The 24,117-nt window shown below is 66.7% G+C and carries 23 protein-coding genes; 7 read left to right on the forward strand and 16 right to left on the reverse strand.

All coding sequences use genetic code 11. The annotated features are described in order from the left end of the window. Positions 1 to 302 precede the first annotated feature (302 nt). From V5F68_RS20745 to V5F68_RS20815, 15 genes are all read right to left on the reverse strand, one after another. Positions 303 to 881 carry a hypothetical protein gene (locus V5F68_RS20745; RefSeq protein WP_394015496.1) on the reverse strand — a complete coding sequence of 193 codons (579 nt, stop codon included), beginning with the start codon at positions 879 to 881 and terminating at the stop codon, positions 303 to 305. Next, on the reverse strand, positions 882 to 1,061 hold the full coding sequence (locus V5F68_RS20750; RefSeq protein WP_348845828.1) for a hypothetical protein: 180 nt from the start codon (positions 1,059 to 1,061) through the stop codon (positions 882 to 884). A 101-nt stretch (positions 1,062 to 1,162) separates the two neighbouring features. Beyond that, positions 1,163 to 1,858, reverse strand: coding sequence for a tRNA (guanine(46)-N(7))-methyltransferase TrmB (trmB, locus tag V5F68_RS20755; protein ID WP_394015495.1), 696 nt, complete (start codon positions 1,856 to 1,858; stop codon positions 1,163 to 1,165). A gap of 195 nt (positions 1,859 to 2,053) precedes the next feature. Beyond that, complete coding sequence (gene metK, locus V5F68_RS20760; RefSeq protein ID WP_394015494.1) at positions 2,054 to 3,244, reverse strand: methionine adenosyltransferase; 1,191 nt, start codon at positions 3,242 to 3,244, stop codon at positions 2,054 to 2,056. 88 nt (positions 3,245 to 3,332) lie between these two features. Further along, positions 3,333 to 3,755, reverse strand: a complete 423-nt coding sequence (locus V5F68_RS20765; RefSeq protein WP_348845825.1) for a helix-turn-helix domain-containing protein — start codon at positions 3,753 to 3,755, stop codon at positions 3,333 to 3,335. Positions 3,756 to 3,848: 93 nt separating this feature from the next. Then, positions 3,849 to 5,345, reverse strand: coding sequence for an apolipoprotein N-acyltransferase (lnt, locus tag V5F68_RS20770; RefSeq protein ID WP_394015493.1), 1,497 nt, complete (start codon positions 5,343 to 5,345; stop codon positions 3,849 to 3,851). A 131-nt stretch (positions 5,346 to 5,476) separates the two neighbouring features. Then, positions 5,477 to 6,466 carry a hemolysin family protein gene (locus tag V5F68_RS20775; RefSeq protein WP_394015492.1) on the reverse strand — a complete coding sequence of 330 codons (990 nt, stop codon included), beginning with the start codon at positions 6,464 to 6,466 and terminating at the stop codon, positions 5,477 to 5,479. Positions 6,467 to 6,487: 21 nt separating this feature from the next. Next, positions 6,488 to 7,012 carry an rRNA maturation RNase YbeY gene (ybeY, locus tag V5F68_RS20780; RefSeq protein ID WP_394015491.1) on the reverse strand — a complete coding sequence of 175 codons (525 nt, stop codon included), beginning with the start codon at positions 7,010 to 7,012 and terminating at the stop codon, positions 6,488 to 6,490. A gap of 1 nt (position 7,013) precedes the next feature. After that, positions 7,014 to 8,030 (reverse strand): PhoH family protein, encoded by a 1,017-nt coding sequence (locus V5F68_RS20785; protein WP_348845950.1) that lies wholly within the window; start codon positions 8,028 to 8,030, stop codon positions 7,014 to 7,016. 69 nt (positions 8,031 to 8,099) lie between these two features. After that, on the reverse strand, positions 8,100 to 9,485 hold the full coding sequence (gene miaB, locus V5F68_RS20790) for a tRNA (N6-isopentenyl adenosine(37)-C2)-methylthiotransferase MiaB (RefSeq protein WP_394015490.1): 1,386 nt from the start codon (positions 9,483 to 9,485) through the stop codon (positions 8,100 to 8,102). Positions 9,486 to 9,608: 123 nt separating this feature from the next. After that, a complete protein-coding gene (olsA, locus tag V5F68_RS20795) occupies positions 9,609 to 10,577 on the reverse strand; it encodes a lyso-ornithine lipid O-acyltransferase (RefSeq protein ID WP_394015489.1) in 969 nt (322 codons plus the stop codon). Continuing rightward, on the reverse strand, positions 10,574 to 10,954 hold the full coding sequence (locus V5F68_RS20800; protein WP_348845949.1) for a Fur family transcriptional regulator: 381 nt from the start codon (positions 10,952 to 10,954) through the stop codon (positions 10,574 to 10,576). Before V5F68_RS20800 ends, olsA begins: the two co-directional genes overlap by 4 nt. Before the next feature lie 131 nt (positions 10,955 to 11,085). Then, positions 11,086 to 11,562, reverse strand: coding sequence for a GNAT family N-acetyltransferase (locus V5F68_RS20805; RefSeq protein ID WP_394015488.1), 477 nt, complete (start codon positions 11,560 to 11,562; stop codon positions 11,086 to 11,088). Further along, a complete protein-coding gene (gene tsaB, locus V5F68_RS20810) occupies positions 11,559 to 12,242 on the reverse strand; it encodes a tRNA (adenosine(37)-N6)-threonylcarbamoyltransferase complex dimerization subunit type 1 TsaB (RefSeq protein ID WP_394015487.1) in 684 nt (227 codons plus the stop codon). Before tsaB ends, V5F68_RS20805 begins: the two co-directional genes overlap by 4 nt. Before the next feature lie 108 nt (positions 12,243 to 12,350). Continuing rightward, a complete protein-coding gene (locus V5F68_RS20815; RefSeq protein ID WP_394015486.1) occupies positions 12,351 to 12,911 on the reverse strand; it encodes a NifU family protein in 561 nt (186 codons plus the stop codon). 273 nt (positions 12,912 to 13,184) lie between these two features. On the opposite strand from V5F68_RS20815, the gene htpX reads away from it, so the two are divergent. The 5 genes from htpX to hemN all read left to right on the forward strand — a co-directional run bounded on the left by htpX (position 13,185) and on the right by hemN (position 20,555). Continuing rightward, complete coding sequence (gene htpX, locus V5F68_RS20820; RefSeq protein ID WP_394015485.1) at positions 13,185 to 14,129, forward strand: zinc metalloprotease HtpX; 945 nt, start codon at positions 13,185 to 13,187, stop codon at positions 14,127 to 14,129. A 105-nt stretch (positions 14,130 to 14,234) separates the two neighbouring features. Then, positions 14,235 to 15,614: a 16S rRNA (cytosine(967)-C(5))-methyltransferase RsmB gene (gene rsmB / locus V5F68_RS20825; RefSeq protein ID WP_394015484.1), complete on the forward strand. Its 1,380-nt coding sequence runs from the start codon at positions 14,235 to 14,237 to the stop codon at positions 15,612 to 15,614. A gap of 9 nt (positions 15,615 to 15,623) precedes the next feature. Further along, positions 15,624 to 17,375 carry a heparinase II/III family protein gene (locus V5F68_RS20830; protein WP_394015483.1) on the forward strand — a complete coding sequence of 584 codons (1,752 nt, stop codon included), beginning with the start codon at positions 15,624 to 15,626 and terminating at the stop codon, positions 17,373 to 17,375. Positions 17,376 to 17,429: 54 nt separating this feature from the next. After that, positions 17,430 to 19,019, forward strand: a complete 1,590-nt coding sequence (purH, locus tag V5F68_RS20835; protein ID WP_394015482.1) for a bifunctional phosphoribosylaminoimidazolecarboxamide formyltransferase/IMP cyclohydrolase — start codon at positions 17,430 to 17,432, stop codon at positions 19,017 to 19,019. Between the two features lie 168 nt (positions 19,020 to 19,187). Next, positions 19,188 to 20,555, forward strand: a complete 1,368-nt coding sequence (hemN, locus tag V5F68_RS20840) for an oxygen-independent coproporphyrinogen III oxidase (protein ID WP_394015481.1) — start codon at positions 19,188 to 19,190, stop codon at positions 20,553 to 20,555. Between the two features lie 460 nt (positions 20,556 to 21,015). Here the strand turns inward: hemN and V5F68_RS20845 are convergent, their stop codons facing one another. Then, the gene (locus V5F68_RS20845; protein ID WP_394015480.1) at positions 21,016 to 21,717 is read right to left on the reverse strand and encodes a helix-turn-helix domain-containing protein; all 702 of its coding nucleotides are present in this window, start codon (positions 21,715 to 21,717) and stop codon (positions 21,016 to 21,018) included. A gap of 263 nt (positions 21,718 to 21,980) precedes the next feature. Here V5F68_RS20845 and V5F68_RS20850 point away from each other — a divergent pair, with 263 nt between their 5' ends. Both V5F68_RS20850 and fixJ read left to right on the forward strand, forming a co-directional pair. Then, entirely contained in the window at positions 21,981 to 23,450 is a 1,470-nt protein-coding gene (locus tag V5F68_RS20850; RefSeq protein WP_394015479.1) for a sensor histidine kinase, read from the forward strand. Further along, entirely contained in the window at positions 23,443 to 24,081 is a 639-nt protein-coding gene (gene fixJ, locus V5F68_RS20855) for a response regulator FixJ (RefSeq protein ID WP_394015478.1), read from the forward strand. The genes V5F68_RS20850 and fixJ overlap by 8 nt, the downstream gene beginning before the upstream one ends. Positions 24,082 to 24,117: the final 36 nt, after the last annotated feature.

Consider the following 24,117-nt stretch of genomic DNA (forward strand, 5'->3'; position numbering starts at 1 on the left):
ACAGAGCTCTAAGGGAATAAGTTTGTATCATATCCCTATATCCGTCCATCCAGTAAAATCATGATCGTGATCGCGATGCGGTAGGGAGGTGCATTACCGCCCTCGTAATAGCGTGCAAAAATAAAGAGATTCGCCCAAAGCAAACCGAGGTAGGTCGGCGCCCCTCCGACCCTAAGCGCTTTTGGCTCGTAGCCTATGCCCGCCAGTCTTCATAGGACTTCCGCAATCGTCCGCTGCGCGAGCGGTCCACGTGAAGGCGCCGGAAGTGTAGATTGCGCAAGCCAGCGGTCGCACCCTTGCCCTTAAGCCCAAGCCACTCCCACCCGGAAAACTCCTTTGATGCAGCTAGGATTTCGCACGCAAAGCTGGATGTGGGTTTTCTCGCGAAAGCCGGATTTGGGATAGAGCGGCTTGCCCTCCAGAAACACCGCCCGCACCGTATCGAAGGGCTCAAGCTTGCCTGCCGCGCGCACGGCATGAAGATGGTTGAGAACGGCGCAATCCAGGTCCCGCATCAGCGAATCCTCGCCGCCTCTGTTCTGCGGCACCTTGCTGCCCGAGCGCTCCGAATAGTCGAGATAATCCCCGTAGGCGGCGGAAATGGCCGCGATGCCCGTCGAAGACTGAAGATCCAGGCAATAGCCGAGGTCGATCACAGCACCCACCACGGCTGGCGCGCTCGCGGCGGAGGCGCGGCCCGGCCGCTCGCGGGCGAATTCCAGCCCGCGCTGGGGATTGGATTCCCAGAAATAAATGCCGTGTCCGAGCCAGTCATAAGCATTCGTGCTGGGCGTAAAGGGATTACCCGCAAGAAGCTGATCCGCGACAGCTTGTTCGCAGCCGTGATACCCCAGCACAAAAGAGGTATTCAGCCGATGCACTCAGGCGGCGCTCTTGCGGCGGAGCCGGTTCTTGCGGGCATAATGACCCGTCAGCTCGCCGTCTTTATCGACCACGCCTTCCTTCATCAGGAATTTGCGCGCCTTCTTGGGGGTGGTGGCATGCTCCGCCCGCACGCGCTTCATCGCGTCGAGAAATTCCTTGAGATCATGCTCGGTCATCACGGCACCTGGGTCTCAGCGCGAATGTGAGCACATTCGTGAACACAATTTATGCGCTCCCGGTTGCAGGTCAATGCACATAAGCGAGCGCAAAAGCCCCCCTACCCCCGCACAAACTCCAGATACGTCGGCACGCGCCCTTCCCTAAGCGCCTTGGCCTCGTAGCGGGTGCCGGGCCAGCCGGTGTAGGGCTTGCGCCAATCGTCCGCCGTGCGGGCGGGCCAGGTGAAGGCGCCGTGGGCGCGGATCTCGCGCAGGGTCCAGTCCACATAATCCGGCACGTCGCTGGCGAAGCGGAAGGTGCCGCCCGGCGGGAGCGCGCGGGCCAGAAGGTCCAGATTGTCGGCGCGCACGAAGCGGCGCTTCCAGTGGCGGCGCTTGGGCCAGGGGTCGGGATAAAGCAGGCTCGCGCCGGCGAGTGATCCTTCCCCCACGCGCGCCAGCAGCAGCGCCGCGTCGCGATCGAACAGGCGCACATTGGCGCGCGGCGCCGCCTCCAGCACCGTCACCGCCTTCACCATGCCGTTGAGAAAGGGCTCCACGCCGATGAAGCCGGTGCGCGGCGCCTCGGCCGCCCGGGCCAGCAGATGCTCGCCGCCGCCGAAGCCGATCTCCAGCCGCACCTCATCCACCGCGCCCGCGAACAGATCGCGCAGGCACATATCGGGGGCGATGGTATCGAGGTCGATCAGATAGCGCGGAAGAACATCGCGCAGGGCCGCCGCCTGGTTGGGCCGCAGCGGCTTGCCCACCCGCCTCCCGTAGAAGGCGCCCTTCTCGTCATAATCGGCAATCATGGTCTTCGTTCTGAAACCGGCGGTGGTGCGGCAGGATTTTACCCCCGCGCCGAAGTTCGGGAAAAAGATTCGGCCGAATTCACGCAGAAAAGGCCAGAAACCCGACGGAGATCATGCCGAAACGTGCCGAAAAAACGCGTTCGGCAGGCGGGAAAAGCGCCCCGCCTGCCGACCGAAAATGTTTCACGTGAAACCTCAGAGCGCGGACTTCAGCGCATCCACAAGGTCCGTCCGCTCCCAGGAGAAGCCGCCATCGGCATCCGGCGCCCGGCCGAAATGGCCATAGGCGGAGGTGCGGGCATAGATCGGCTTGTTGAGCCCGAGATGCTCGCGAATGCCGCGCGGACGCAGGTTCACCACCTCGCGCAAGATCTTCTCCAGCTTGGCTTCTTCCACCTGGCCGGTGCCGTGCAGGTCCACATAGACCGCCAGCGGGTCCGACACGCCGATGGCATAGGCGAGCTGGATGGTCGCGCGATCGGCCAAGCCGGCGGCAACCACGTTCTTGGCCAGATAGCGCGCGGCATAGGCGGCCGAGCGGTCCACCTTGGTCGGATCCTTGCCGGAGAAGGCACCGCCGCCATGGGGCGCCGCTCCGCCGTAGGTGTCCACGATGATCTTGCGCCCGGTGAGGCCGCAATCGCCATCGGGTCCGCCGATCACGAACTTGCCGGTGGGGTTCACGTGCCACACCGTCTCGGGCGAAATCCACCCTTCCGGCAAGGCCTTGGTGATGTAGGGCTCGACCAGCGAGCGCACGTCGTGGGAGGTGAGGTGCTCGTCCAGATGCTGGGTGGAGAGCACGATCTGCGTCACGCCGACCGGCTTGCCGTTCTCATACTGCACGGTCACCTGGCTCTTGGCGTCCGGGCCGAGGGCGCGGGTCTCGCCGGAGCGGCGCGCTTCCGAGAGCGTCTTCAGGATCTTGTGGGCATAGAAGATGGGAGCCGGCATCAGCTCGGGGGTCTCGCGCACGGCATAGCCGAACATGATGCCCTGGTCGCCCGCGCCCTCGTCCTTGTTGCCGTCGATGTCGACGCCCTGGGCGATGTCGGCGGACTGCGCATGCAGCACCACTTCGATATCGGCCTTCTCCCAATGGAAGCCGTCCTGCTCGTAGCCGATGTCCTTGATGGCAAGGCGGGCCTTGTGCGCGATCAGGTCCTTGGTGATGGTCGAGGGGCCGCGGGTCTCGCCGGCGATCACGACCTTGTTGGTGGTGGCAAGCGTCTCAGCCGCCACGCGCACCTGGGAGGGATCGAAGCCCTGCTCTTCCGACACGCGGAAGAAGGTATCGACGACCTCGTCCGAGATGCGGTCGCACACCTTGTCGGGGTGGCCTTCGGACACGGACTCACTGGTGAACAAATAGGATTGACGCGACATTTGCTTCCTCTCGCCCACCGACGGAGCTCGCGGTCCTTGTGTCAAAGGCCCGCGAGCCGGTCAAGACCGGCTCGCAGATCTGGCACGATCAGACCGGCCGCTCCGCGGCCTCCTCCTCGCCAGCGATCGCGGTCACCAGTTCCACGATTCGACGGCGGATCTTGGCGTCGGTGATGCGCATGAAATTGCGGGTCAGGACGAGGCCGTCGGATGTCGCGAGGAAATCCGAGACATAGGCAGGCGAGTGCGCTTCTCCGAAACCTTCGGAGTCGGTGGCTAGGGATGGGGCGCCCTCGAAGAAGAAGGCGACGGGCACGCTGAGTACGAGGGAAATCTGCTGCAATCGGCTTGCGCCGATCCGATTCGTGCCTTTTTCGTACTTCTGGATCTGCTGGAAGGTGATGCCGAGGCTCTCACCAAGCTTCTCCTGACTCATCCCAACCATCATGCGTCGCATACGCACACGGCTACCTACGTATTTATCAATAGGATTTGGCGCCTTCTTGGCCATGTTCTCTCCGGCTGGATCGGAAATGTGTCACACTTCGCATAGCGAAGGCTGCCCTGACGGCGCGAAGATACGCATACATGGTTGGCGCGTCGATCAACTTTTGCGTGCAGCTTGCAGGATCCGCAAGCCTTCGACACTGAGGACGGCGGGTATAAGAATCAGAAGAAATATGGATAGGACGATGGAACTACCGGCGCGCGCAGCGGGTGGCGGATTCTCCAAGGCTTGAGGCAGGTATCCATCCACCACGCCACGAATGTCCAATCCCAAATATGCGACAATCCGTCCCAGTGGGTCGATAATTGCCGAAATGCCCGTATTTGCCGCCCTCACCAGGGGCAAGCCTTCCTCGATCGCGCGAATACGCGCCTGCAAAAAGTGCTGGTGGGGGCCGGGCGTCTCACCGAACCAGGCATCATTCGTCACGTTGAGCAGGAAACCAGGGCGTGGACCTTGCGGAATGACCGCGCCTGGAAAGATCGCCTCGTAGCAGATCAGCGGGCCGGCCAGGGGCGCCCCGGGAATATTCAGCGCCCGCAGCGAGTCCCCGGCCGAAAAGCCTCCCCTCACCCGGGTCAGTTGCTCCAGCCCCATGCGCTCCAGAAACGCTTGGAACGGCAGGTACTCGCCGAACGGGACGAGGTGAACCTTGTCGACGCTCTGCAAAACGGTGCCGTTCGCCGCGATTACCCGGATGGAATTGAAATAGGGCGAGATCTGCCCCTCGGGCGGGGCGCCGTACCGCGCAGCGCCGGTGACCAGGACCAGATTGCGCGGCAAGCTCTCGGCGATTCGACGGGCCGCCCAGGGTTCGCGCTCGTAAAGGAAGGGAAAGGCGGATTCTGGCCAGATCAACAAGCTGACGTCCGTCAGACCGCCGGGGTATCTCGCGCTCGTTTGGGCGCTCAACGCCAGGTAATCGTCCAGGATCGCCTCGCGCCTACCGTAAGCGAACTTCTCATCTTGTTGCAGGGCCGGCTGCATCACCCGCAGGTTGACGCCGGGCACCGAGCCGACGTGGGTGCGGGCAAGCCTCAGGCTGCCGCCGGCATACATCGCACCCAGCGCGATCACCGCCACAGCGAGAAAGGCCAGGTGGCGCGGGCGTATCGCTGCGGAAAATGCCAGCACGGGCGCCGAGAGCAGGAGGATGGTGACAAATGTCAGCCCGCCGATGCCGATGAGCGCCGCGCTCTGCGCCAGGGCGAGGTTCTCCGCCAGGGCATAGCCGAAGGTGTTCCAGGGAAAGCCGGTCAGCACATGGCCGCGCAGCCATTCGGCGCCACCGAGGCCGGCGGAAAGGGCGCACAGGCGAGCCGGGCCGCGCGACCACAGGAGGCGCGCGGCAAGAAGACCGAGGGCGGGAAACAGGGCGAGGCCCGCTGGCAGGCACACCACCGCTACCGGCAAAAGCCAGGCGAACACATCGGCGTCTACCAGGAAGGCCGCACCGATCCACCATAGCGAGCACAGGAAATAGCCGAAGCCGAACCACCAGCCGATGGCCGCCGAGACGCGCCAGGGACGTCGCGTGCCGCGCCGTGTTCCGTCCAGCAGCAGCACCAGTACGGGAAAGCTCACCGCGAGCACCGGCCACAGGCCGAATGGCGCCGTGGAGAGCGCGGCAAGCGCGCCGGCAGCAAAGGCCACGGCAAGGCGGCGCCACCCCTCAAGCGCGCTCACCCTCCGGGCGAGGTGGTCGAGCGTCAGGGCAAGGCGCGTCACGCCTGCTCGCCGTCCGAAGCCTCTGCCACGTTGTTCCCCTCGTGCGCGGGCGGAATGATACGCAGCATCTTCACCCGGCGCGGGTCGGCATCGAGCACTTCGACGCTGTGGCCGCCGGGCAGGGAAATGATCTCGCCCACGGACGGCACCCGCGCGGCGAGAGTGACGATGAGGCCACCGAGGGTGTCCACTTCATCTGCAACGTCGGCGGGGGCGAAGTCCTCCCCCAGCACGTTGAGCACATCCTCGAGCGGGGTGCGTGCATCCGTGACGAAGCTGCCGTCGGCCTGGCGCTGAATCAGCGCGGCTTCGTCGTCATGCTCGTCCTCGATCTCGCCGACAATCTCCTCGACCACATCCTCGATCGAGACCAGTCCATCGGTACCGCCATATTCATCGATCACCAGCGCGAGGTGGGTGCGCGCCGCCTGCATGGACACCAGCAGATCCACCGCCGGCATGGACGGCGGGACATAAAGCAGCCGCCGGACGAGGCCGGCGTCGGTCAGCGATTGGCGCAGATCGACCTTCGAAAGGTCGATTTCCTTGTCGGCAGGATGGTCTTCCGCGCCGTCCGGCAGCGGACCCGTCATGAAGGAGAGAAGGTCTCGGATGTGGACCATGCCGACCGGGTCGTCCAGATCGTCATCGAACACGACGAGGCGGGAATGGGCGGCGTTGGCGAAGGCCACCATCAATTCGCCGAGCGACACGTCCTTCTGGATCGCCACGATCTCGGACCGCGGAACCATGATATCGCCGATCCCGACCTCCTTCAGATGGAGGATATTGCGCAGCATCTTGCGCTCGGATGGCGAAAATTCGCTCACCTCCCCGGAGCTTCCGCCTGCCTCCTCAAGCACCTCGACGAGGTCGGTGCGCAAGGAGCCATGGGGCCGGAACGTCCCGAGGAGGGCACGCAATCGATCGATGAAACTCTGCGGCTCCGCTGAGGCGGGGTCGCTCGACTGGTCGATGTTGGACATGGTCTCCCTTTGGGGTCGGCCTCAAGTTTCCGCGGGCAACGCATAGGGGTCGGAGATGCCGAGCCCCTCCAGGATGCCACGCTCCATTTCTTCCATCTCTTCCGCCTCGGCGTCGTCCTCATGGTCGAAGCCGAGCAGATGCAACGTGCCGTGCACGACGAGATGCACCAGATGATCCTGCGGGCGCTTGTCTTCCGCCTGCGCCTCCACGAGCACCGTCTCCAGCGCCACGATGACATCGCCCAATGGCTCCGGCGTGACATCTTCCGGCACTTCGGCGGCGGGGAAGGACAAAACGTTGGTCGCCTTGTCCTTGTCGCGCCATTGCCGGTTGAGCACGCGGATGCGCGCATCGTCGGTCAGGGTCACGCTCATCTCAGCCGCACGCTCGAACGCATCCCCGCAGGCGGCAAGCGCCGCCTGGGCGGCCCGCTCGGCCAGCACCGGTGCGTCCGGTACGCCATCCCAGCGCTGATCCTCGACCAGCACGTCGACGGCGAACCGGTCCGGCGCCGGCGCAGGTGCGATCGATGCGGCGCGCGCCATCTCAGCCCGCCTTGGCGGCGATGCGCGCCGCCTCATGGGCCTCGTAGGCGCCGACGATGCGGCCCACCAATTCGTGACGCACCACATCGGCGGCCTTGAACTGGGTAATGCCGACGCTCTCGATCCCCTCCAGCAACCGCACCGCCTCGGCGAGGCCCGAGGTCTGGCCCATGGGCAGATCGGTCTGGCTGGCGTCGCCGGTCACGATCATGCGCGAGTTCTCGCCCAATCGGGTGAGAAACATCTTCATCTGCATGGAGGTGGCGTTCTGCGCCTCGTCCAAGATCACGGCCGCGTTGGAGAGCGTTCGCCCGCGCATGAAGGCGAGCGGCGCAATCTCGATTTCGCCGGTCTGCAAGGCCCGCTCGACGAAGGCGCGGTCCATCAGGTCGTAGAGCGCGTCATAGATCGGGCGCAGATAGGGATCGACCTTCTCCTTCATGTCGCCGGGCAGGAAGCCGAGCCGCTCACCCGCCTCCACCGCCGGCCGCGAGAGGATGATGCGATCCACCATGCGCCGCTCCAGCAGGTGGACGGCGTAAGCGACGGCGATCCAGGTCTTGCCGGTGCCGGCCGGGCCGGTGCCGAAGTTCAGCGTGTTGCGCTTCAGGGCGCGGATATAGGCATCCTGCGCGGCCGTGCGCGCCCGCACCGGGCGGCGCCGCAGCTGGATCTCGTCGAACGCCTGGCCCTCGGCGGGGTCGAAATCGAACAGCGAGCCTTGAGCCACCGCCTCGCGGATGGCGCCCTCCACATCGCCGACGCTGATGTCGCGGCCGCGCTTGAGGGTTTCGTAGAGATGCTCCAGCACCTTGCGCGCCTGCTCGCAGCCCTCGCGCCCGCCCTCCAGGCTGACATGATTTCCGCGCGAATCCGCCTTCACGCCGAGCTTGCGCTCGATCAGCGCGAGGTTGCGCCCGTAATGGCCGAACAGCAGCGTCGCCAAGCGGTTATCATCGAAGGCGAGTACCACCTGGGCGGGGGTATCTTCGCCATTGATGGCCCAGGGATCGCTGATGGCTGCCCGCGCGGGGGCCTGCGCCGAAGGAGAAGGACGGTCTTTATCGGCGCCTGATCTTCGCAATGCTCAAGCCTCCATGGCAGCGAACGCGGATGCGTGCGCGGGCGAGGGAACAGCAATGACGCGGCCCGCGAGGCTGTTCGGCCCCACGTCCGTGATTGTGACGGTGACGAAATCGCCGATGCCGGCCGGCGGGTTGCTCACCACCACCGACTGGAGATAAGGCGAGCGGCCGATGAACTGGCCTTCCTGGCGCCCCGGCTTTTCCAGCAGCACATCCAGGGTGCGGCCGAGGCACGAGCGATCAAAGGCGCGCTTAGAGGCTTCCAGCGCCTTCTGAAGGCGGGCGAGGCGCTCGGTCTTCACCTCTTCCGGCACCTGGCCCTCCAGATCGGAGGCGGGCGTGCCGGGACGCGGGCTGTATTTGAACGAATAGGCCCCGGCGAAGCCAACGTCGCGCACCAGGTCCATGGTTTCCTCGAACTCCGCATCGGTCTCGCCGGGAAAACCGACGATGAAGTCCGTCGAGAGCGCCATGTCGGGCCGCGCGGCGCGCATGCGGGCGACGATATCGAGGAACACGTCCTTGCCGTGCTTGCGGTTCATGGCCGCCAGCACCCGATCCGAGCCCGATTGCACCGGCAAGTGCAGATAGGGCATCAGCGCGGGCAGGTCGCGATGGGCGGCGATGAGATCCTCTCCCATGTCGCGCGGATGGCTGGTGGTGTAGCGCAGCCGCGCGATGCCCGGAATCTCGGCCAGCGCATAGACGAGGCGCGCCAGCGTCCATACGGCGCCATCCGGGCCGGGGCCGTGGAAGGCGTTCACATTCTGGCCAATCAGCGTCAGCTCGCGCACGCCCTGGTCGGCGAGGCGCTGCGCCTCCGCCAGGATCTTCGCCACCGGCCGGGAGACCTCGGCGCCGCGGGTATAGGGGACCACGCAGAAGGTGCAGAACTTGTCGCAGCCTTCCTGCACCGTGAGGAAGGCGGTCGGCCCGCGCTTGCGGGTGGCGGCATCGCTCGGCGCGGGAAGGTGGTCGAACTTGTCCTCGACAGGGAATTCGGTGTCCACCGCCCGCGCGCCGGCCTTCACTTGCGCCAGCAGCTCGGGCAGGCGGTGATAGCTCTGCGGTCCCACCACGAGATCCACCACCGGCGAGCGGCGCATGATCTCGGCGCCTTCCGCCTGGGCGACGCAGCCGGCGACGGCGATCAGCGTATCGCGACCATCCTCGGCCTTGGCTTTGCGCAGGCGCCCCAGCTCGGAATAGACCTTTTCAGCCGCCTTCTCGCGGATATGGCAGGTGTTCAGGATGACGAGATCGGCATCGGCCGGATCGTTCGTCTCCACATAGCCCTCGTTCGCCAGCGTGTCGGCCATACGATTGGAATCGTAGACGTTCATCTGGCATCCGAAGGACTTCACATAAAGCTTGCGGGGTTCGTGCATGTTTCGCGTTCTGCCAACTCCACCATCGCGCATGGGCGCGACGCTCCCGTGACGCCTGCGCAGTCCGCCCCCGATTGAAAACCTGGAACGTTCGTCTTACCGGCAAATTGGCGTTTTGGGAACTCAGACCGCAGGTGCACGGCCCATCAAACTCGTCTCGCTGAGCCGGCGCACGGCCTCTTCGCTCGCCCTGGTCACGGCCTTGCGATCCGCAGCGCCGTCGAGATCCTCAGGTTCACCGAACGTGATCTCCACGTCGATGGCCCCTTGCCGCAGCACTTCCAGCAGATGGGGCGCGAGGTCCATGTCGCCGAACCAAGCGGCGACGCCCCGGTGCGACCGGCCCATAGGAATGCCCTGAATCTTCACATAGGCCACGCACACGGGCTGAACCAGCACCTTCCCATTGGCCTCAAAGGTCTCGCGCACCGCGCCCACCAGCGCCGAGCGAAACGGCAGGATCCGGTTGCCATCACTCGATGTGCCCTCCGCGAACAGCACCACGGGATCGCCCTCCGAAAGGCGCGCGGCGATGGCAGAATTCACTTTTCCGGTGGCATGGCGGCGCTGGCGATCGACGAAGATGGTGCGCTGGAAGGCCGCCAGCAGGCCGATCAGGGGCCAGCGCGAAACCTCGCTCTTGGCGACGAAGACCAGCGGCGTCAGCGAACCCAGAACGCAGATGTCGAGCCAGGAGGCGTGGTTTGACAGCAGCAGCAGGGGACGACCCGCAGCGGGGGCGCCCCTCACGTGGCAGCGCACGCCGATCAGGAACAGGACAATGCGATGATAAAGCAGGGGAATCGAGCGTCGGCTGGGCAGATGCAGCTTCAGCGAAAGCCGTTGGAGCGGAATGCCGATCGCCGTGACCAGACCGACCAGCGTCAGGATCACGCCCACACGCACGGTATCGAAGAAGCGGCCGAGGCGCGGCTGATCCGGCCCAAGATCCGGCATCGGCTCCGCATCGAAGCTGGAGCGCTGCATGGGTTCTGCCGAATGCCCAAAGAACGAGCGCTGCTTGCGCGGGCGCTTCGCGCGGCCGCCGGCCAGCTCATCGAAGATATTTCCGTCATCCTTGGAAGCGGTCACGACGGCTCCTCGTCCAGCGGCAGAACATGCAGTTCCAGGCGATGTCCGACGAGGCGATAGCCGAGCCGACGGGCGATCTCTTCCTGCAGCCGCTCGATCTCCTCGGAGCGGAACTCGATCACCTTGCCGCTGCGCAAATCGATGAGGTGGTCGTGATGTTCCTCGGGCACCGGCTCGTAGCGGGCGCGACCGTCGCCGAACTCGTGACGCTCTATGATGCCGGCATCCTCGAACATCTTGACCGTGCGATAGACGGTCGAAATGGAAATGTTGTCGTCGATGGCGCTGGCGCGGCGATATAATTCCTCAACGTCGGGATGATCCTCCGCCGCCGTCAGCACGCGCGCGATCACCCTGCGTTGATCGGTCATGCGCATGCCCTTGGCGGAGCAAGCGTGCTCGATGGCACTGATGGTGTCGCTCAAGAGCCAATCCTCACTCAAATCGCCGCTCTTATCGCCGCCCGCGACCGCCCCCGCAAGGCGGAGATCGCCCCTGCAACCCTGGGTCACAGATCCCGGCGCATCACCAAGGCATCCGTCCCACCGGCATAATAGCCCTTGCGGCGGCCCTGCTCCACATAGCCGAGGGCACGATAAAGTCGCAACGCGGGCTGGTTGCTTTCCTCCACCTCCAGGTGGGAGACCGTGACCCCCTCGCAGACCAGCCGCCGCAAGTGGTGGTCCAGCAGCAGCGCGCCATATCCCTTGCCCCGCGCGGACGGCAGCATGGCGACCGAGAGAATCTCCGCTTCCGGCGCCACCACGTGGGACAGGACGAAGCCGACCGGGGGCGTTTTCGGGGCGGCGCACAGCAGGTGTCCGCGTGCCGCGCGCTCGCTGAGCAGCCGCTCGAACTCGTCCACACCCCATCCGCGATGGAAGGAGGCGGCATGGATGCGGGCAAGATGCTCGCTATCCCGTGCTTCGGCGGCGCGGATATAAGGCGGCCGAGTTCGCCGCGAGAACAGGCCCAACAGGTTCACCGGCGTGCGATCCGCGCCCCGTCCTGGGGCTTCGCGTCGGGCGCGCGCAGATACAGCGGGCGCGGCTCGGCCCGCGCCGGGTCCGCCACGGCGCCGAGCCGCGCCACCCAGGCGACATCGGGCGCCGGCTGCACATCGACGCTGAACGGCGCCGTCTCGCCAGGCGGCCAGGTCTCCGCCACCAATGCTGCACCCGAGCCGACGAGGCGGATGGCGCCGATCGCGGCGGAGCGGGCCGCATCCTTCGCCGCCATGATACGTGGCGCGATCAAGGTGCGCCCGCCCGCACCGAACATCTGCAGGAACACATGGCCGTGGCGGGCATCGATGGCGCTTACCACGGGAAGGCTGTCGTCCATGGCGAGGAACGGCGCCGCGAGCGCCGCCAATGTGGTGACACCGACCACCGGGCGGCGCGCCGTCAGCCCGAACCCTCGCGCGGCCGAAAGCCCCACCCGCAAACCGGTGAAGCTGCCAGGCCCCACGGTGACGGCGATGCGGTCGAGGTTCGGAAAATCCAGACCGGCGTCCGCCATCACCTGTTCGACGATGGGAATAAGCGCTTCGGCGTGGCCGCGCTCCATAAGCAGCGAATCGCCCGCGACAATGGTGTCGCTTTCCGCGTCCAGCACGGCCACCGAGCAGGCGGTCAGTGCGGTATCTATGGCAAGAACTAGCATGATGATTGTGGACGCCCGAATCCCGCGCTCACAATCCATCGAAAACGCATCTGACGGAAGGGGATAGTGGCAAATCCCCGTCCGCGCCGCAAATTAGCGGGGCACAGTTCAGACCGGGCGCACCTCGACCACTTCGGGCACGAAGTGGCGCAGCAGGTTCTCGATGCCGTTCTTCAGCGTCGCGGTGGAAGACGGGCAACCCGAGCACGAGCCCTTCATGTTCAGGAACACGACGCCTTCCTTGAAGCCGCGGAAGGTGATGTCACCGCCGTCATTGGCCACCGCCGGGCGCACCCGCGTCTCGATCAACTCCTTGATGGTCGCGACCGTGTCCGTATCCGCCTCGGCGAAGAATTCGTCCGCATCGTCGCCGTCCGCCGCCGCGCCATCGGCGAGCACCGGCACGCCGGACATGAAATGCTCCATGATGGCGCCGAGGATCGCGGGCTTCAGATGCGCCCAATCCCCGCCGGTCTTGGTCACGGTGATGAAATCCGAGCCGAGGAACACGCCGCCCACGCCGTCCACGTCGAACAGGCGCTGGGCGAGCGGAGACCGGCCGGCCTCGTCGGAGGTCTTCAGATCGAGCGTGCCCTCGCCGAGCACATCGCGGCCCGGCAGGAACTTCAGCGTCGCCGGATTGGGCGTCGGCTCCGTCTGGATAAACATCGGTCGCATCCTTGCGGGAAAGGGGCGCGGCAGAGCCGCTTATATGGCCCTAAGATAAGGTGTGGCGCGGCAAACGAAAAGGGCGGGTCCCAAATCGGGATGGTCCCATGCGGCAGATCGGAACGCGAAGCGAACGAACCGGGGCCGAATCGCTGCCGCCGTCCGATATGCTTTTGTTCTCCCCTTAAGCCTGATGACCTTGCGGGAGATGGCGGCCATTCCCATCCTATGGACGAGTTGAAGAGGCGGCTGGGTCGCCTCGCGGAGGAGAGAATGAATTATCTGAAGACGGCGATCCTGCTGGCGGGCCTGACCGCTCTGTTCATGGCCGTCGGCTTCGCCCTCGGGGGCACCAGCGGCATGTTCATCGCGTTCCTGGTGGCAGCCGCCATGAACGTGTTCAGCTATTGGAATTCGGACAAGATGGTCCTGCGCATGTACGGCGCGCGGGAAGTGGACGATCGCACCGCGCCGGAACTGGTGTCCATGGTGCGCGAGCTGGCGGCGCGGGCGCAATTGCCCATGCCCAAGGTCTATATCATGGACAATCCCCAGCCGAACGCCTTCGCCACCGGGCGCAATCCGCAGAATGCCGCGGTCGCCGCCACCACCGGCCTGTTGCAGATGCTCACCCGCGAGGAAGTCGCCGGCGTGATGGCGCACGAGCTGGCGCACGTGAAGCATCACGACACGCTGACCATGACGATTACCGCCACGTTCGCCGGCGCCATCTCCATGCTGGCGAATTTCGGGCTGTTCTTCGGCGGCGGAAACCGGGAGAACAATTCGCCCTTCGGCATGGTCGGCACCATTCTCATGGCGATCCTGGCTCCGATCGCCGCCATGGTGGTGCAGATGGCCATTTCGCGTTCGCGCGAATATGTGGCGGACCGCACCGGCGCGGAAATCTGCGGCCATCCCATGGCGCTCGCCGCTGCGCTCGCCAAGATTTCCGGCGCCGCGCATCAGATTCCGAACTACGAGGCCGAGGGCCACCCCGCCACCGCCCATATGTTCATCATCAATCCCCTCTCAGGCGAGCGGATGGACAATCTGTTCTCCACCCACCCGGCCACCGAGAACCGCATCGCCGCCCTGCGGCAGCTGGCGCAGGAGATGGGCTCCCGCAGCTTCGCGAGCGCACCCGCCGCTGCGCCCGCTGGCGGCACACCGCGTGGGCCCTGGGGCGGCGCGCAGCGTCGCGGGCCCTGGGGGTGACGGGGCGGGGTCGAAACACCCGATTCAGGCAGAATTGACGCTTCGAAAGGTACGGAAACCATTGGAACGGTTGCCAAGCGCGCCGCATGGTTCTAGGTGCGCGCAATGAAAACCCCGTCCCGCCCGAGATCCGCCACCCGAACCGCCCCCCGCTCGCCCGAGCGGCGCCCGCCGGAAGCTGCCGGCCTGCGCGCCCGTCTGGTCGCGGCCGACGCCCTGGACCGGGTGCTGCGCGGCGGCACCGCACTGGAAGACGCGCTCGACAATGCCGCCGGCCTGGAACCGCGCGACCGGGCGCTCGCCTTCCGCATCGTCGCCACCGCCCTGCGCCGCCTCGGCACCTTGCGCGCGGTGGTCGGCCCCATGCTGGACCGCGGGTTTCCGAAATCCGCGCCCAAGGTCGAAACCGTGCTTCTGGTGGGCGCGGCGCAGATCCTGTTCATGGACGTACCCGATCACGCGGCAGTCGGCCTCTCGGTGGAGATCGCACGCGGCGACGGCACCACCTCGGGCTTCGCGGGCCTCATCAATGCGGTTCTGCGCCGCCTGACGCGAGAGGGCGCCGAGCGCCTCGCGGCGATTGACGCCCTCGCGGCCGACACGCCCGATTGGCTGCGCCAGCGCTGGACGAAGACCTATGGCGTCGAACGCGCCGCCGCGATCTGCGCCATGCACGCGCACGAGCCGGCCCTTGATCTGACGGTGAAATCCGATCCCGAAGGCTGGGCGCAGAAACTCGGCGGCGAGGTGCTGCCCACCGGCTCCGTGCGCATTCTCCATGCCGGCCCGGTGCGCGCCCTGCCCGGCTATGAGGATGGCGAATGGTGGGTGCAGGACGCCGCAGCCGCCCTCCCCGCCCGGCTGCTTGGCGATGTGAAGGGCCTGAATGTCCTGGACCTCTGCGCCGCGCCCGGCGGCAAGACCGCCCAGCTCGTCGCGGCAGGCGCCCGCGTGACCGCGCTCGACCGCTCCGGCCAGCGCCTGATGCGCCTGTCGGAGAATCTGGCGCGCCTGAAGCTTTCGGCCGACGTCGTCGAGGCGGATGCGGCGGAATTTTCCGGCGGCCCCTATGACGCGATCCTGCTCGATGCGCCCTGCACCGCCACCGGCACCCTGCGCCGTCACCCGGATATCGCCTGGAACAAGAGGCCGGGAGATATCGCCGGCCTCGCCGAGCTTCAAGGCCGGCTGCTGGACCACGCGCTCGACCTGCTCAAACCCGGCGGCGTGCTGGTCTATTCCACCTGCTCGCTGGAGCCGGAGGAAGGCGAAGCGCAGATCGCCCGCCTGCTTTCCACCCGTCCCGACGCGGAAAGAGTCCCGCTGACACCAGAAGATGTGCCGGGCATCGCCGCGTTCATCACTCCTCAAGGTGATTTGCGCACTCTGCCCAGTGATTGGGTGCGGGGAGAGCCGGAACGGTCCGGCCTCGACGGCTTCTTTGCCGCACGGATAGTGAAAGGCGGCACGCGCCGTCGGGGGTAGTCACCAGGCATGACCCGCGGAGCCCTGGCAGAACGCATGCGCCTCGCGGCCTTCGTCGCGGGGCAGGGCTGGCGCATGTTCCTTGCGCGCCTGCCCGGCCTGCCGCTGTCCATCGGCCGCGTCAGCATTCCGGTGCCCGAGCGCCTGCTCATAGCGCCGCAAGACCTGCGCACGGGCGACGCCACCCGCGCCAGCGAGATTTATGCCGGGCGATTCGCCTTCGCCGGCAAGATCGCCCTGCTGGACGGGCGCACACCGTTCGAGCTGGAGCCGCCCTCGCACGAATGGGCGCAGACGCTGCACGGCTTCGGCTGGCTGCGCCATCTGCGGGCGGCCAGCACCACCATCGCCCGCGCCAATGCCCGCGCCATCGTCGGGGATTGGATTCGCAATCCCGGTGAAGCCCGCGCCATCGCCGCCGAGCCGGAAGTGACGGCCCGCCGCATCATCTCCTGGCTCACCCAGGCGCCGTTCATCCTTCAGGATGCGGACCACGAATTCTATCGGCGCTTCATGCGCAGCCTCGCCCGGCAGGTGCGCCATCTGCGGCGCAGCGCGATCGCCGCGCCGGATGGCTATCCGCGCCTCATCTCCGCGATCGCCCTGGTGTTCGCCGGCCTGTGCATGTCGGACCAGAGCCGGCTGCTCAAGGTCTCCCAGCGGCGCCTGGAAGAAGAGCTGGACCGGCAGATCCTGCCGGACGGCGGCATCATCACGCGCAATCCCGACAGCCTCATCGCTTTGCTGCTGGACCTGCTGCCCCTGCGCCATGCCTTCGCCGCGCGCAACCAGCCGGCCCCGCAGGCGCTGATGAACGCCATCGACCGCATGATGCCCATGCTGCGCTTCTTCCGGCATGGAGACGGTGCCTTCGCCCATTTCCACGGCATGGGCCACACCGCCGCCGACCAGCTGGCGACCATTCTCGCTTATGACGATGCGCGCGGCGCGCCGGTCGCCAATGCGCCCCATTCCGGTTTCCAGCGGCTCGACGCCAAGGGCAGCGTGCTGATTGCCGATACTGGTATCGCCCCGCCGCTGGCCGCCGGCTGGGAGGCGCACGCGAGCTGCCTCGCGTTTGAATTCTCCAGCGGGCGCAATCGCATCTTCGTCAATTGCGGGATGACCGCGATGAACCGCGAGACCTGGTGGCAAGTGGCGCGCGCCACCGCCGCCCATTGCACCGCTGTGATCGGCGACACATCTTCCGCTCGGTTCCTGCAATGGAAATGGCTCGGAAGGCTGGTGGGCTTCCCCATCGTCTCGGGTCCCACGGCGGTGCCGGTGCAACGGGGCAAGCGGGAGGATGCCCTCATGCTGCGCGCAAGCCATGATGGCTACGCCGCGAGCTTCGGCATTATCCACCAGCGTTCGTTCCGCCTTGCGAGCGAGGGGGCGCGGCTCGATGGCGAGGATCTGTTCAAGCCGGCGGAAGGCGCGCCGGCCACCTTGCCCGCCACGCCCTTCGCCATCCGCTTCCACCTGCACCCGAGTGTGACGGTGGAGCGGCTTGACGATCCGAGCACCGTGCTGCTCGCCCTCCCCGGTGGCGAAGCCTGGGCCTTTCTCGCGCCCAATCAAAGCGTTCTGCTGGAAGAGAGCATTTATCTCGCGGCCCCGGACGGCCCGCGCCGCACGGTCCAGCTGGTGATTTCCGGATCTCTGGCCGAGACCGGACGCGTGCTGTGGACCCTGGTGCGCACGCGCGAGCGCCAACCCCCGCTTCCTGTGGGGGGCAGCTCTTCCGCCCGCACCCGGTGACGGCGACCGCCACTCCGTGATAGGGCGAGCGCAATTCAGATCCGGAGTTGCCCCATGCCCGCCGACGTGCGCCCCGTCACCCGTGCCTTGATCTCGGTGTCCGACAAAGCGGGCCTGATCCCCTTCGCCACCGCGCTGGTGAAGACCGGGGTGCAACTGGTCTCCACGGGCGGCACCGCCAAGGCCCTGGCGGACGCGGGTCTTGCCGTGATGGATGTGGCGGAGCTGACCGGCTACCCGGAGATGATGGACGGGCGGGTGAAGACCCTGCATCCGCGCGTTCATGGCGGCATCCTGGCGATCCGCACCGATCCCGGCCATCAGGCCTCCATGGCCGAGCACGGCATTCCCCCCATCGATCTTGTGGTGGTCAATCTCTACCCCTTCGAAGCCACGGTCGCGCGCGGCGCCGACTTCGATGAAACCATTGAGAACATTGACATCGGCGGCCCGGCCCTGATCCGCGGCGCAGCCAAGAACCACAATGACGTGGCGGTGGTGGTCGATGTTTCCGACTATTCCGCCGTGCTGGCGGAAATCGAGCTGCATGGCGGCACCACCCTCGCCCTGCGCCGGAAGCTGGCGCAGACTGCTTATGCTCGCACCGCCGCATATGATGCGGCCATTTCCAACTGGTTCGCGGTCCAGGTGAAGGCCGAGGCGCCCACCTATCGCGCGGTCGGCGGCAAGCTGATCGAGGCCCTGCGCTATGGCGAAAATCCGCACCAGAGCGCGGCCTTCTACGCCACCTCCGAGCAGCGCCCGGGCGTTGCCACCGCCCGGCAGGTGCAGGGTAAGCAATTGTCGTTCAACAATATTAACGACACGGACGCGGCCTTCGAGTGTGTCGCGGAGTTCCACCCCGCCCGTACCGCCGCGGTGGTGATCGTCAAGCATGCCAACCCCTGCGGGGTGGCCGAGGGAAGCTCGCTGGCGCAGGCCTATGCCAAGGCGCTGGCGTGCGATCCGGTCTCGGCGTTCGGCGGCATCATCGCCGTGAACCGGACCCTGGATGCCGAGGCGGCGCGGGCGATGGTGGAGATCTTCACCGAGGTGATTGTCGCTCCCGACGCCACCGACGAAGCGATTAACCTCATAGCCGCAAAGAAGAATTTGCGCCTGCTGCTGACCGGTGGCCTGCCTGATCCGCGCAGCCCCGGCCTCAATGTGCGCACCGTCGCCGGGGGGCTGCTGGTGCAGAGCCGGGACAATGCCTCCATCGACGATTTGGACCTCAAGGTGGTCACCCGCCGGGAGCCGACCGAGGCCGAGCTGACCGACATGCGGTTCGCTTTCCGCGTGGCTAAGCATGTGAAATCAAACACGATTATCTATGCCAAGGACCTCGCGACGGTGGGCATCGGCGCCGGCCAGATGAGCCGGGTGGATTCCGCCCGCATCGCCGCCCGCAAGGCCCAGGACGCCGCCGAGGCGGCCGGGCTGACGGTGCCGCTGACCAAGGGCTCCGTGGTCGCCTCCGATGCCTTTTTCCCCTTTGCGGACGGGCTGTTAGCCGCCGTCGAGGCGGGCGCCACGGCGGTCATCCAGCCGGGCGGTTCGATGCGCGATGCCGAGGTGATCGCCGCCGCCGACGCCGCCGGCCTCGCCATGGTGTTCACCGGCGTGCGCCATTTCAAGCACTGACGAATCGCGCGGAGGAGCCTTTCTCCGCGCCTTCTCCGTACGGTCCGGAGCGATTTCCGCGCTTTTCGGCACACGTTTTCCGGTGGCACTTCGGCGCGACCGGCACGCCGGGTGCTCTTGCGGTGAATCAAAGCGATTTGCCGGCATTTCGCGCACGATCCCTGCATCATGAATGCAGACCTGCTCGCGCGCGCCGGCCGCCCGGTGCCGCGCTACACCTCCTATCCCACCGCCCCCCATTTCGGCCCCGAGGTCGATGCCGCCACCTATGCCGGGTGGCTTGGCGCGATCCCGGCAGAGACGCCGGCCTCGCTCTACCTGCATGTGCCGTTCTGCGCGGAGCTATGCCTCTATTGCGGTTGCCACACCACGGTGGCGCGGGGCATGACGCCGCTGGTCGCCTATGCGGCGCGGCTGATCGAGGAGATCGAGCTCGTGACCGCGCATCTGCCGGGCCGGCTGAAGGTGGGGCACCTGCATTGGGGCGGGGGCACGCCGACCATGCTTGGCAATCCCGACCTCCTGCGCATCATGGCGCTGCTGCGTGAGCGCTTCGCGCTCCGGCCCGATGCGGAGATCGCCATCGAGATCGACCCGCGCGTGATGGATCAGTCCAAGGTGGATACGCTCGCCGCCGCCGGCATCAACCGGGCAAGCCTCGGGGTGCAGGATTTCGATCCGCGGGTGCAGGAGGCGATCGGTCGCCGGCAAAGTTTCGCCGAAACCGCCGCCGTCGCTGATGCCCTACGCAAGTCCGGCATCAACGCCATCAATCTCGACCTGATCTATGGCCTGCCGCACCAGACCGTCGCCTCCGTCACACGCACCCTCGGTGATGCTCTGGCCCTTGAGCCGAGCCGCATCGCGGTGTTCGGCTATGCCCATGTGCCCTGGATGAAGAAGCACCAGTCGCTGATCCCGGAAGCCGCCTTGCCCGGCCCCGCCGCACGATTGGAACAGGCGGAAACAATCGCGCGCCTATTGAATGAAGCCGGCTATGTATCCATCGGCCTCGACCATTTTGCCCGCCCTGACGATGCCATGGCGCGCCGCGCCGAAGCCGGCACCTTGAAGCGCAATTTCCAAGGGTACACCACCGACGACGCCCCGGTGCTGCTGGGGTTCGGCCCCTCGGCCATCGGCGCCCTGCCCCAGGGCTATGTGCAGAACCTGCCGGCGACCCCCCAATGGCACCAGACGATCGCCCGGGGAGAGCTGCCGATTGCGCGTGGGCGCGCCCTCACGGCAGACGACCGGCTGCGGCGGGCGGTGATCGAGCGGCTGATGTGCGATCTCGCGGTGGATCTGGATGCCGTGTGCGCGGCCCATGGCGCAGAGGCCGGAATGTTCGCGGGTGAACTTGCCGCGCTCGATCCCCTGATCGCCGACGGCCTGGCGGTGCGGGATGGCGCCTGCGTGCGTGTGCCGGAGCCCGCGCGGGCCTTCACCCGCACGGTGTGCGCAGTGTTCGACGCCTATCTCGCCCCGCAGGCGGACGCCGCCGCGCCGCCGCGCCGGCATGCGGCGGCGGTGTGAGGGCCGAGGTGGATCGTCATTCGCACGGGTGCACCGGAAATCAGGTGGGCGTGCCATTTCTTCGGTCGGGATCGTAATGAAGAGCCACGTCCTGGCCATCGGCGGGCACCCTCGGTGCCGCATGCATGCACGGATCGGGACGGCGCAGAAGGATGCCCTGCCGGGCGCGCGCAGGCCCCTGAAGGGGGAGCGGCCCCAGAGCGGGAACGCCCGCGTGCGCCTGTTCGGTGCAAGCGCCCCATCCCCGTGCGTGTCCCGGCCATCCCGCCAGCGCTGGCGGACAGCCGGCCGGCGAGGCCCGGTGCCCGAGGCGGCTCAGATTGCCGGGACGCGCCCGGGGAAGAAAGCGATGCTTGATGCACGGCGTCCCGCCGAGACGGCGGCGGGGCAATATGGCGAACTCAAGCTCAAGCTTGGCGCCGAACTTACACCTTTCCGGCGGAAGCGAAAGTCCCCCGCCTCAGCTGTCGAGGCGGCGCAGCGCATTGCGGTCGCGCAGCACGATGCAGCGGGAGGACGGCAGGGCGATGGTCGCCGAACCCTCAAGCTGGGTCAGGGTGCGCGAGACGGTCTCAATGGTCAGCCCGAGATAGTCTGCGATATCCTGGCGCGACATGGGCAGGTGCACTTCGCTGACATCGGTCGGGCTGGAGCGGCGGGCAAGGTCGAGAAGGAAGGTCGCCACGCGCTCCTGTGCGGTCTTGCGGCCGAGAAGCAGCAGATGATCCTGCGCGCGATGCAATTCGGTGAAGGTGAGGTTCCAGATGGCGCGGGCGAGCACGCTGTCGTCGGTGGCCCGGCTGAACAGCAGCGACCGCTTCACGCGGGCCAGACGGCATTCGCTGACCGCCTCGGCGGAAAAGCGGGTGCGCTCGGCGGTTTCCCAGCCGAAGGCATCGCCCTTCAGGCAGAAGGTCTCGATCTGGCGCCGCCCGTCGCCGAGCAGCTTGCAGATGCGCACGACGCCCGAGAGCACCACGAACACGTGGTCGGCGGGCTCATCCTCGCCGAAAATCTCGGCATTGCGGGCGAAACTGACGACGGTTCCCATGCGCGCCACGGCGGCGGCGGGGTTGAGCACGTCTTCTTCCTCCCGGATGGCGGCGGGCAAGGGGGCGGGAAAGGCGCGGTTCGCGACGATAGCAGCGGCGGTGGCGGACATCGAACAGGCCTCCAAAAGGTCGAGTAGAGGCTTAGGTCTTTGCTCTCGATCAATAAATTCGGATCGAACCCTTAAGTAGGGCTCCCTAAGGGATTTCCCGGAGGCGCGGAGTGGGCCAAAGTGCATGTAAGCGGCGGCGGTAGCGGGCAGGCGCGTGGCGCGCGGCGGTGCTCCGAACTGAGGTACCCACGGGCGGGATGACCAGCCAGAACGAGACCGAACCTGTCTCCCACGCGGAGGCGCCGCCGCGGAGCGGTGGCCAGATGGCCAGCTTCACCGGCGAGGCGCTCACCAGCCTGTTCGCCGGCGCGTTCACGGTCATGGTCGCCGTGGTGGCCGGCGACCTCCTGGGCTGGCCGGCCTTCGGCCCGGCGGCTTTGCTCGCCTGCGGCATCGCGGTGGTGCTGGTCAGCGGGCGCGGCCTTGCCGCCAGCCTGCCGGCGGTGGCGATCGCGCTCGGCGCGCAGGCGGCCCTGGCCTCCACCGGCGCAAGCACCGCCCCGGCGGCGCTCCCGGCGGCGCTGCTGTTCGCGCTCCTCGGGCTGTGCGCCAGCGTGCTCGGCGAGCGGCTGCGGCGCACCAAGCTCGATGCCGCCGCGCGCGACCGGGCGCTGCTGGCGCGCGAGGCGCATCTCTCCTCGATCCTCGACACGGTGCCCGACGCCATGATCGTCATCGACGCGCGCGGCGTCATCCAATCCTTCTCCAGCGCCGCCGAGCGCCTGTTCGGCTATACCGCGTCCGACGCCATCGGCCGCAACGTCTCGGTGCTCATGCCCAATCCGCACAAGGCGGCGCACGACGGCTATCTGGAACGCTACCTCACCACCGGGGAGCGGCGCATCATCGGCATCGGGCGCGTGGTGGTGGGACTGCGCAAGAACGGCTCCACCTTCCCGATGGAATTGTCGGTGGGCGAAATGCGCTCGGGCTCCGGGCGGTTCTTCACCGGCTTCATCCGCGACCTGACCGAGCGCCAGGCCACCGAGGCCCGGCTTCAGGAACTGCAGGCCGAGCTGGTGCACATCTCGCGCCTGACCGCCATGGGCGAGATGGCCTCGACCCTGGCGCACGAGCTGAACCAGCCCTTGTCCGCCATCGCCAATTACATCAAGGGCTGCCGGCGCCTGCTGGAGCAGGACGGATCCCAGCACCTGCCGCAGCTCCAGGGCGCGCTGGACAAAGCGGCGGAACAGGCGCTCCGGGCCGGCAACATCATTCGCCGGCTGCGCGACTTCGTCTCACGCGGGGAGAGCGAGCGCCGGGTGGAAAGCCTGTCGAAAATGGTGGAAGAGGCGAGCGCCCTCGCCCTGGTGGGCGCCAAGGAATATGGCATCGAGGTACGCTTCAGGTTCGATCCGTCCTGCGACCTGGTGCTGGCGGACAAGGTGCAGGTGCAGCAGGTCTTGCTCAATCTGATCCGCAACGCCATGGAAGCGATGATGGAGTCGCCGCGGCGCATGCTGATGGTGCAGACCAGCCCGGAGGAAGACGACATGGTCGCCGTTTCCGTGTCCGACACCGGCCACGGCATCTCCAAGAAGATCGCCGACCAATTGTTCATGCCCTTCATCACCACCAAGCAGCATGGCATGGGGGTGGGGCTTTCCATTTCCCGTACCATCATCGAATCGCACGGTGGCCGCATCTGGGCCGAACCGAACCCCGAGGGCGGCAGCATCTTCCGTTTCACCCTGCGCGCCGTGCAAGAGGAGACCGTCGGCAATGCCTGAATCCTTTCCCCAGGATGCCTTGCCGATCCATGTCATCGACGATGACGACGCGGTGCGCGATTCGCTCTGCTTCCTGCTGGAAAGCGCCGGCCTGAGGGTGCAAGCGCACACCTCCGCCGGCGCCTTCATCGACGGCGGCGTGCCCGCGACCGCCGGCTGCATCATCACGGACGTGCGCATGCCCGGCCTCAGCGGGGTGGAGCTGCTGCAATATCTCAACACGCGCGGCTCGAAGATCCCTGTCATCGTGGTCACCGGCCATGGCGACGTGCCGCTGGCGGTCGAGGCGATGAAGCTCGGCGCCGCCGAATTCCTGGAGAAGCCGTTCGACGACGACGCTTTGCTCGCCGCGGTGCGCACCTGCCTCACCCAGGCCGCGTTGCACCAGCACCAAGATACCGTGCGCGGTGAGGTGGAGGAGCGCATCGCCGCGCTCTCCCAGCGCGAGCGGCAGGTGCTGGAGCTGCTGCTGGTGGGCCATGCCAACAAGGTGATCGCCCACGATCTCGGCATCAGTCCGCGCACGGTCGAGGTGTACCGCGCCAATGTGATGACCAAGATGAAGGCGGCCAGCCTCTCCGAGCTGGTTCGCATGGCGCTGCTCGCCGGGGTCGGCGGTGCGGTGGACTGAACCGGCTGCGCGCGACATCGCCCGGCCTTGATCTAT

Source organism: Roseixanthobacter pseudopolyaromaticivorans (assembly GCF_043195145.2).
Lineage (GTDB): Bacteria > Pseudomonadota > Alphaproteobacteria > Rhizobiales > Xanthobacteraceae > NCEH01.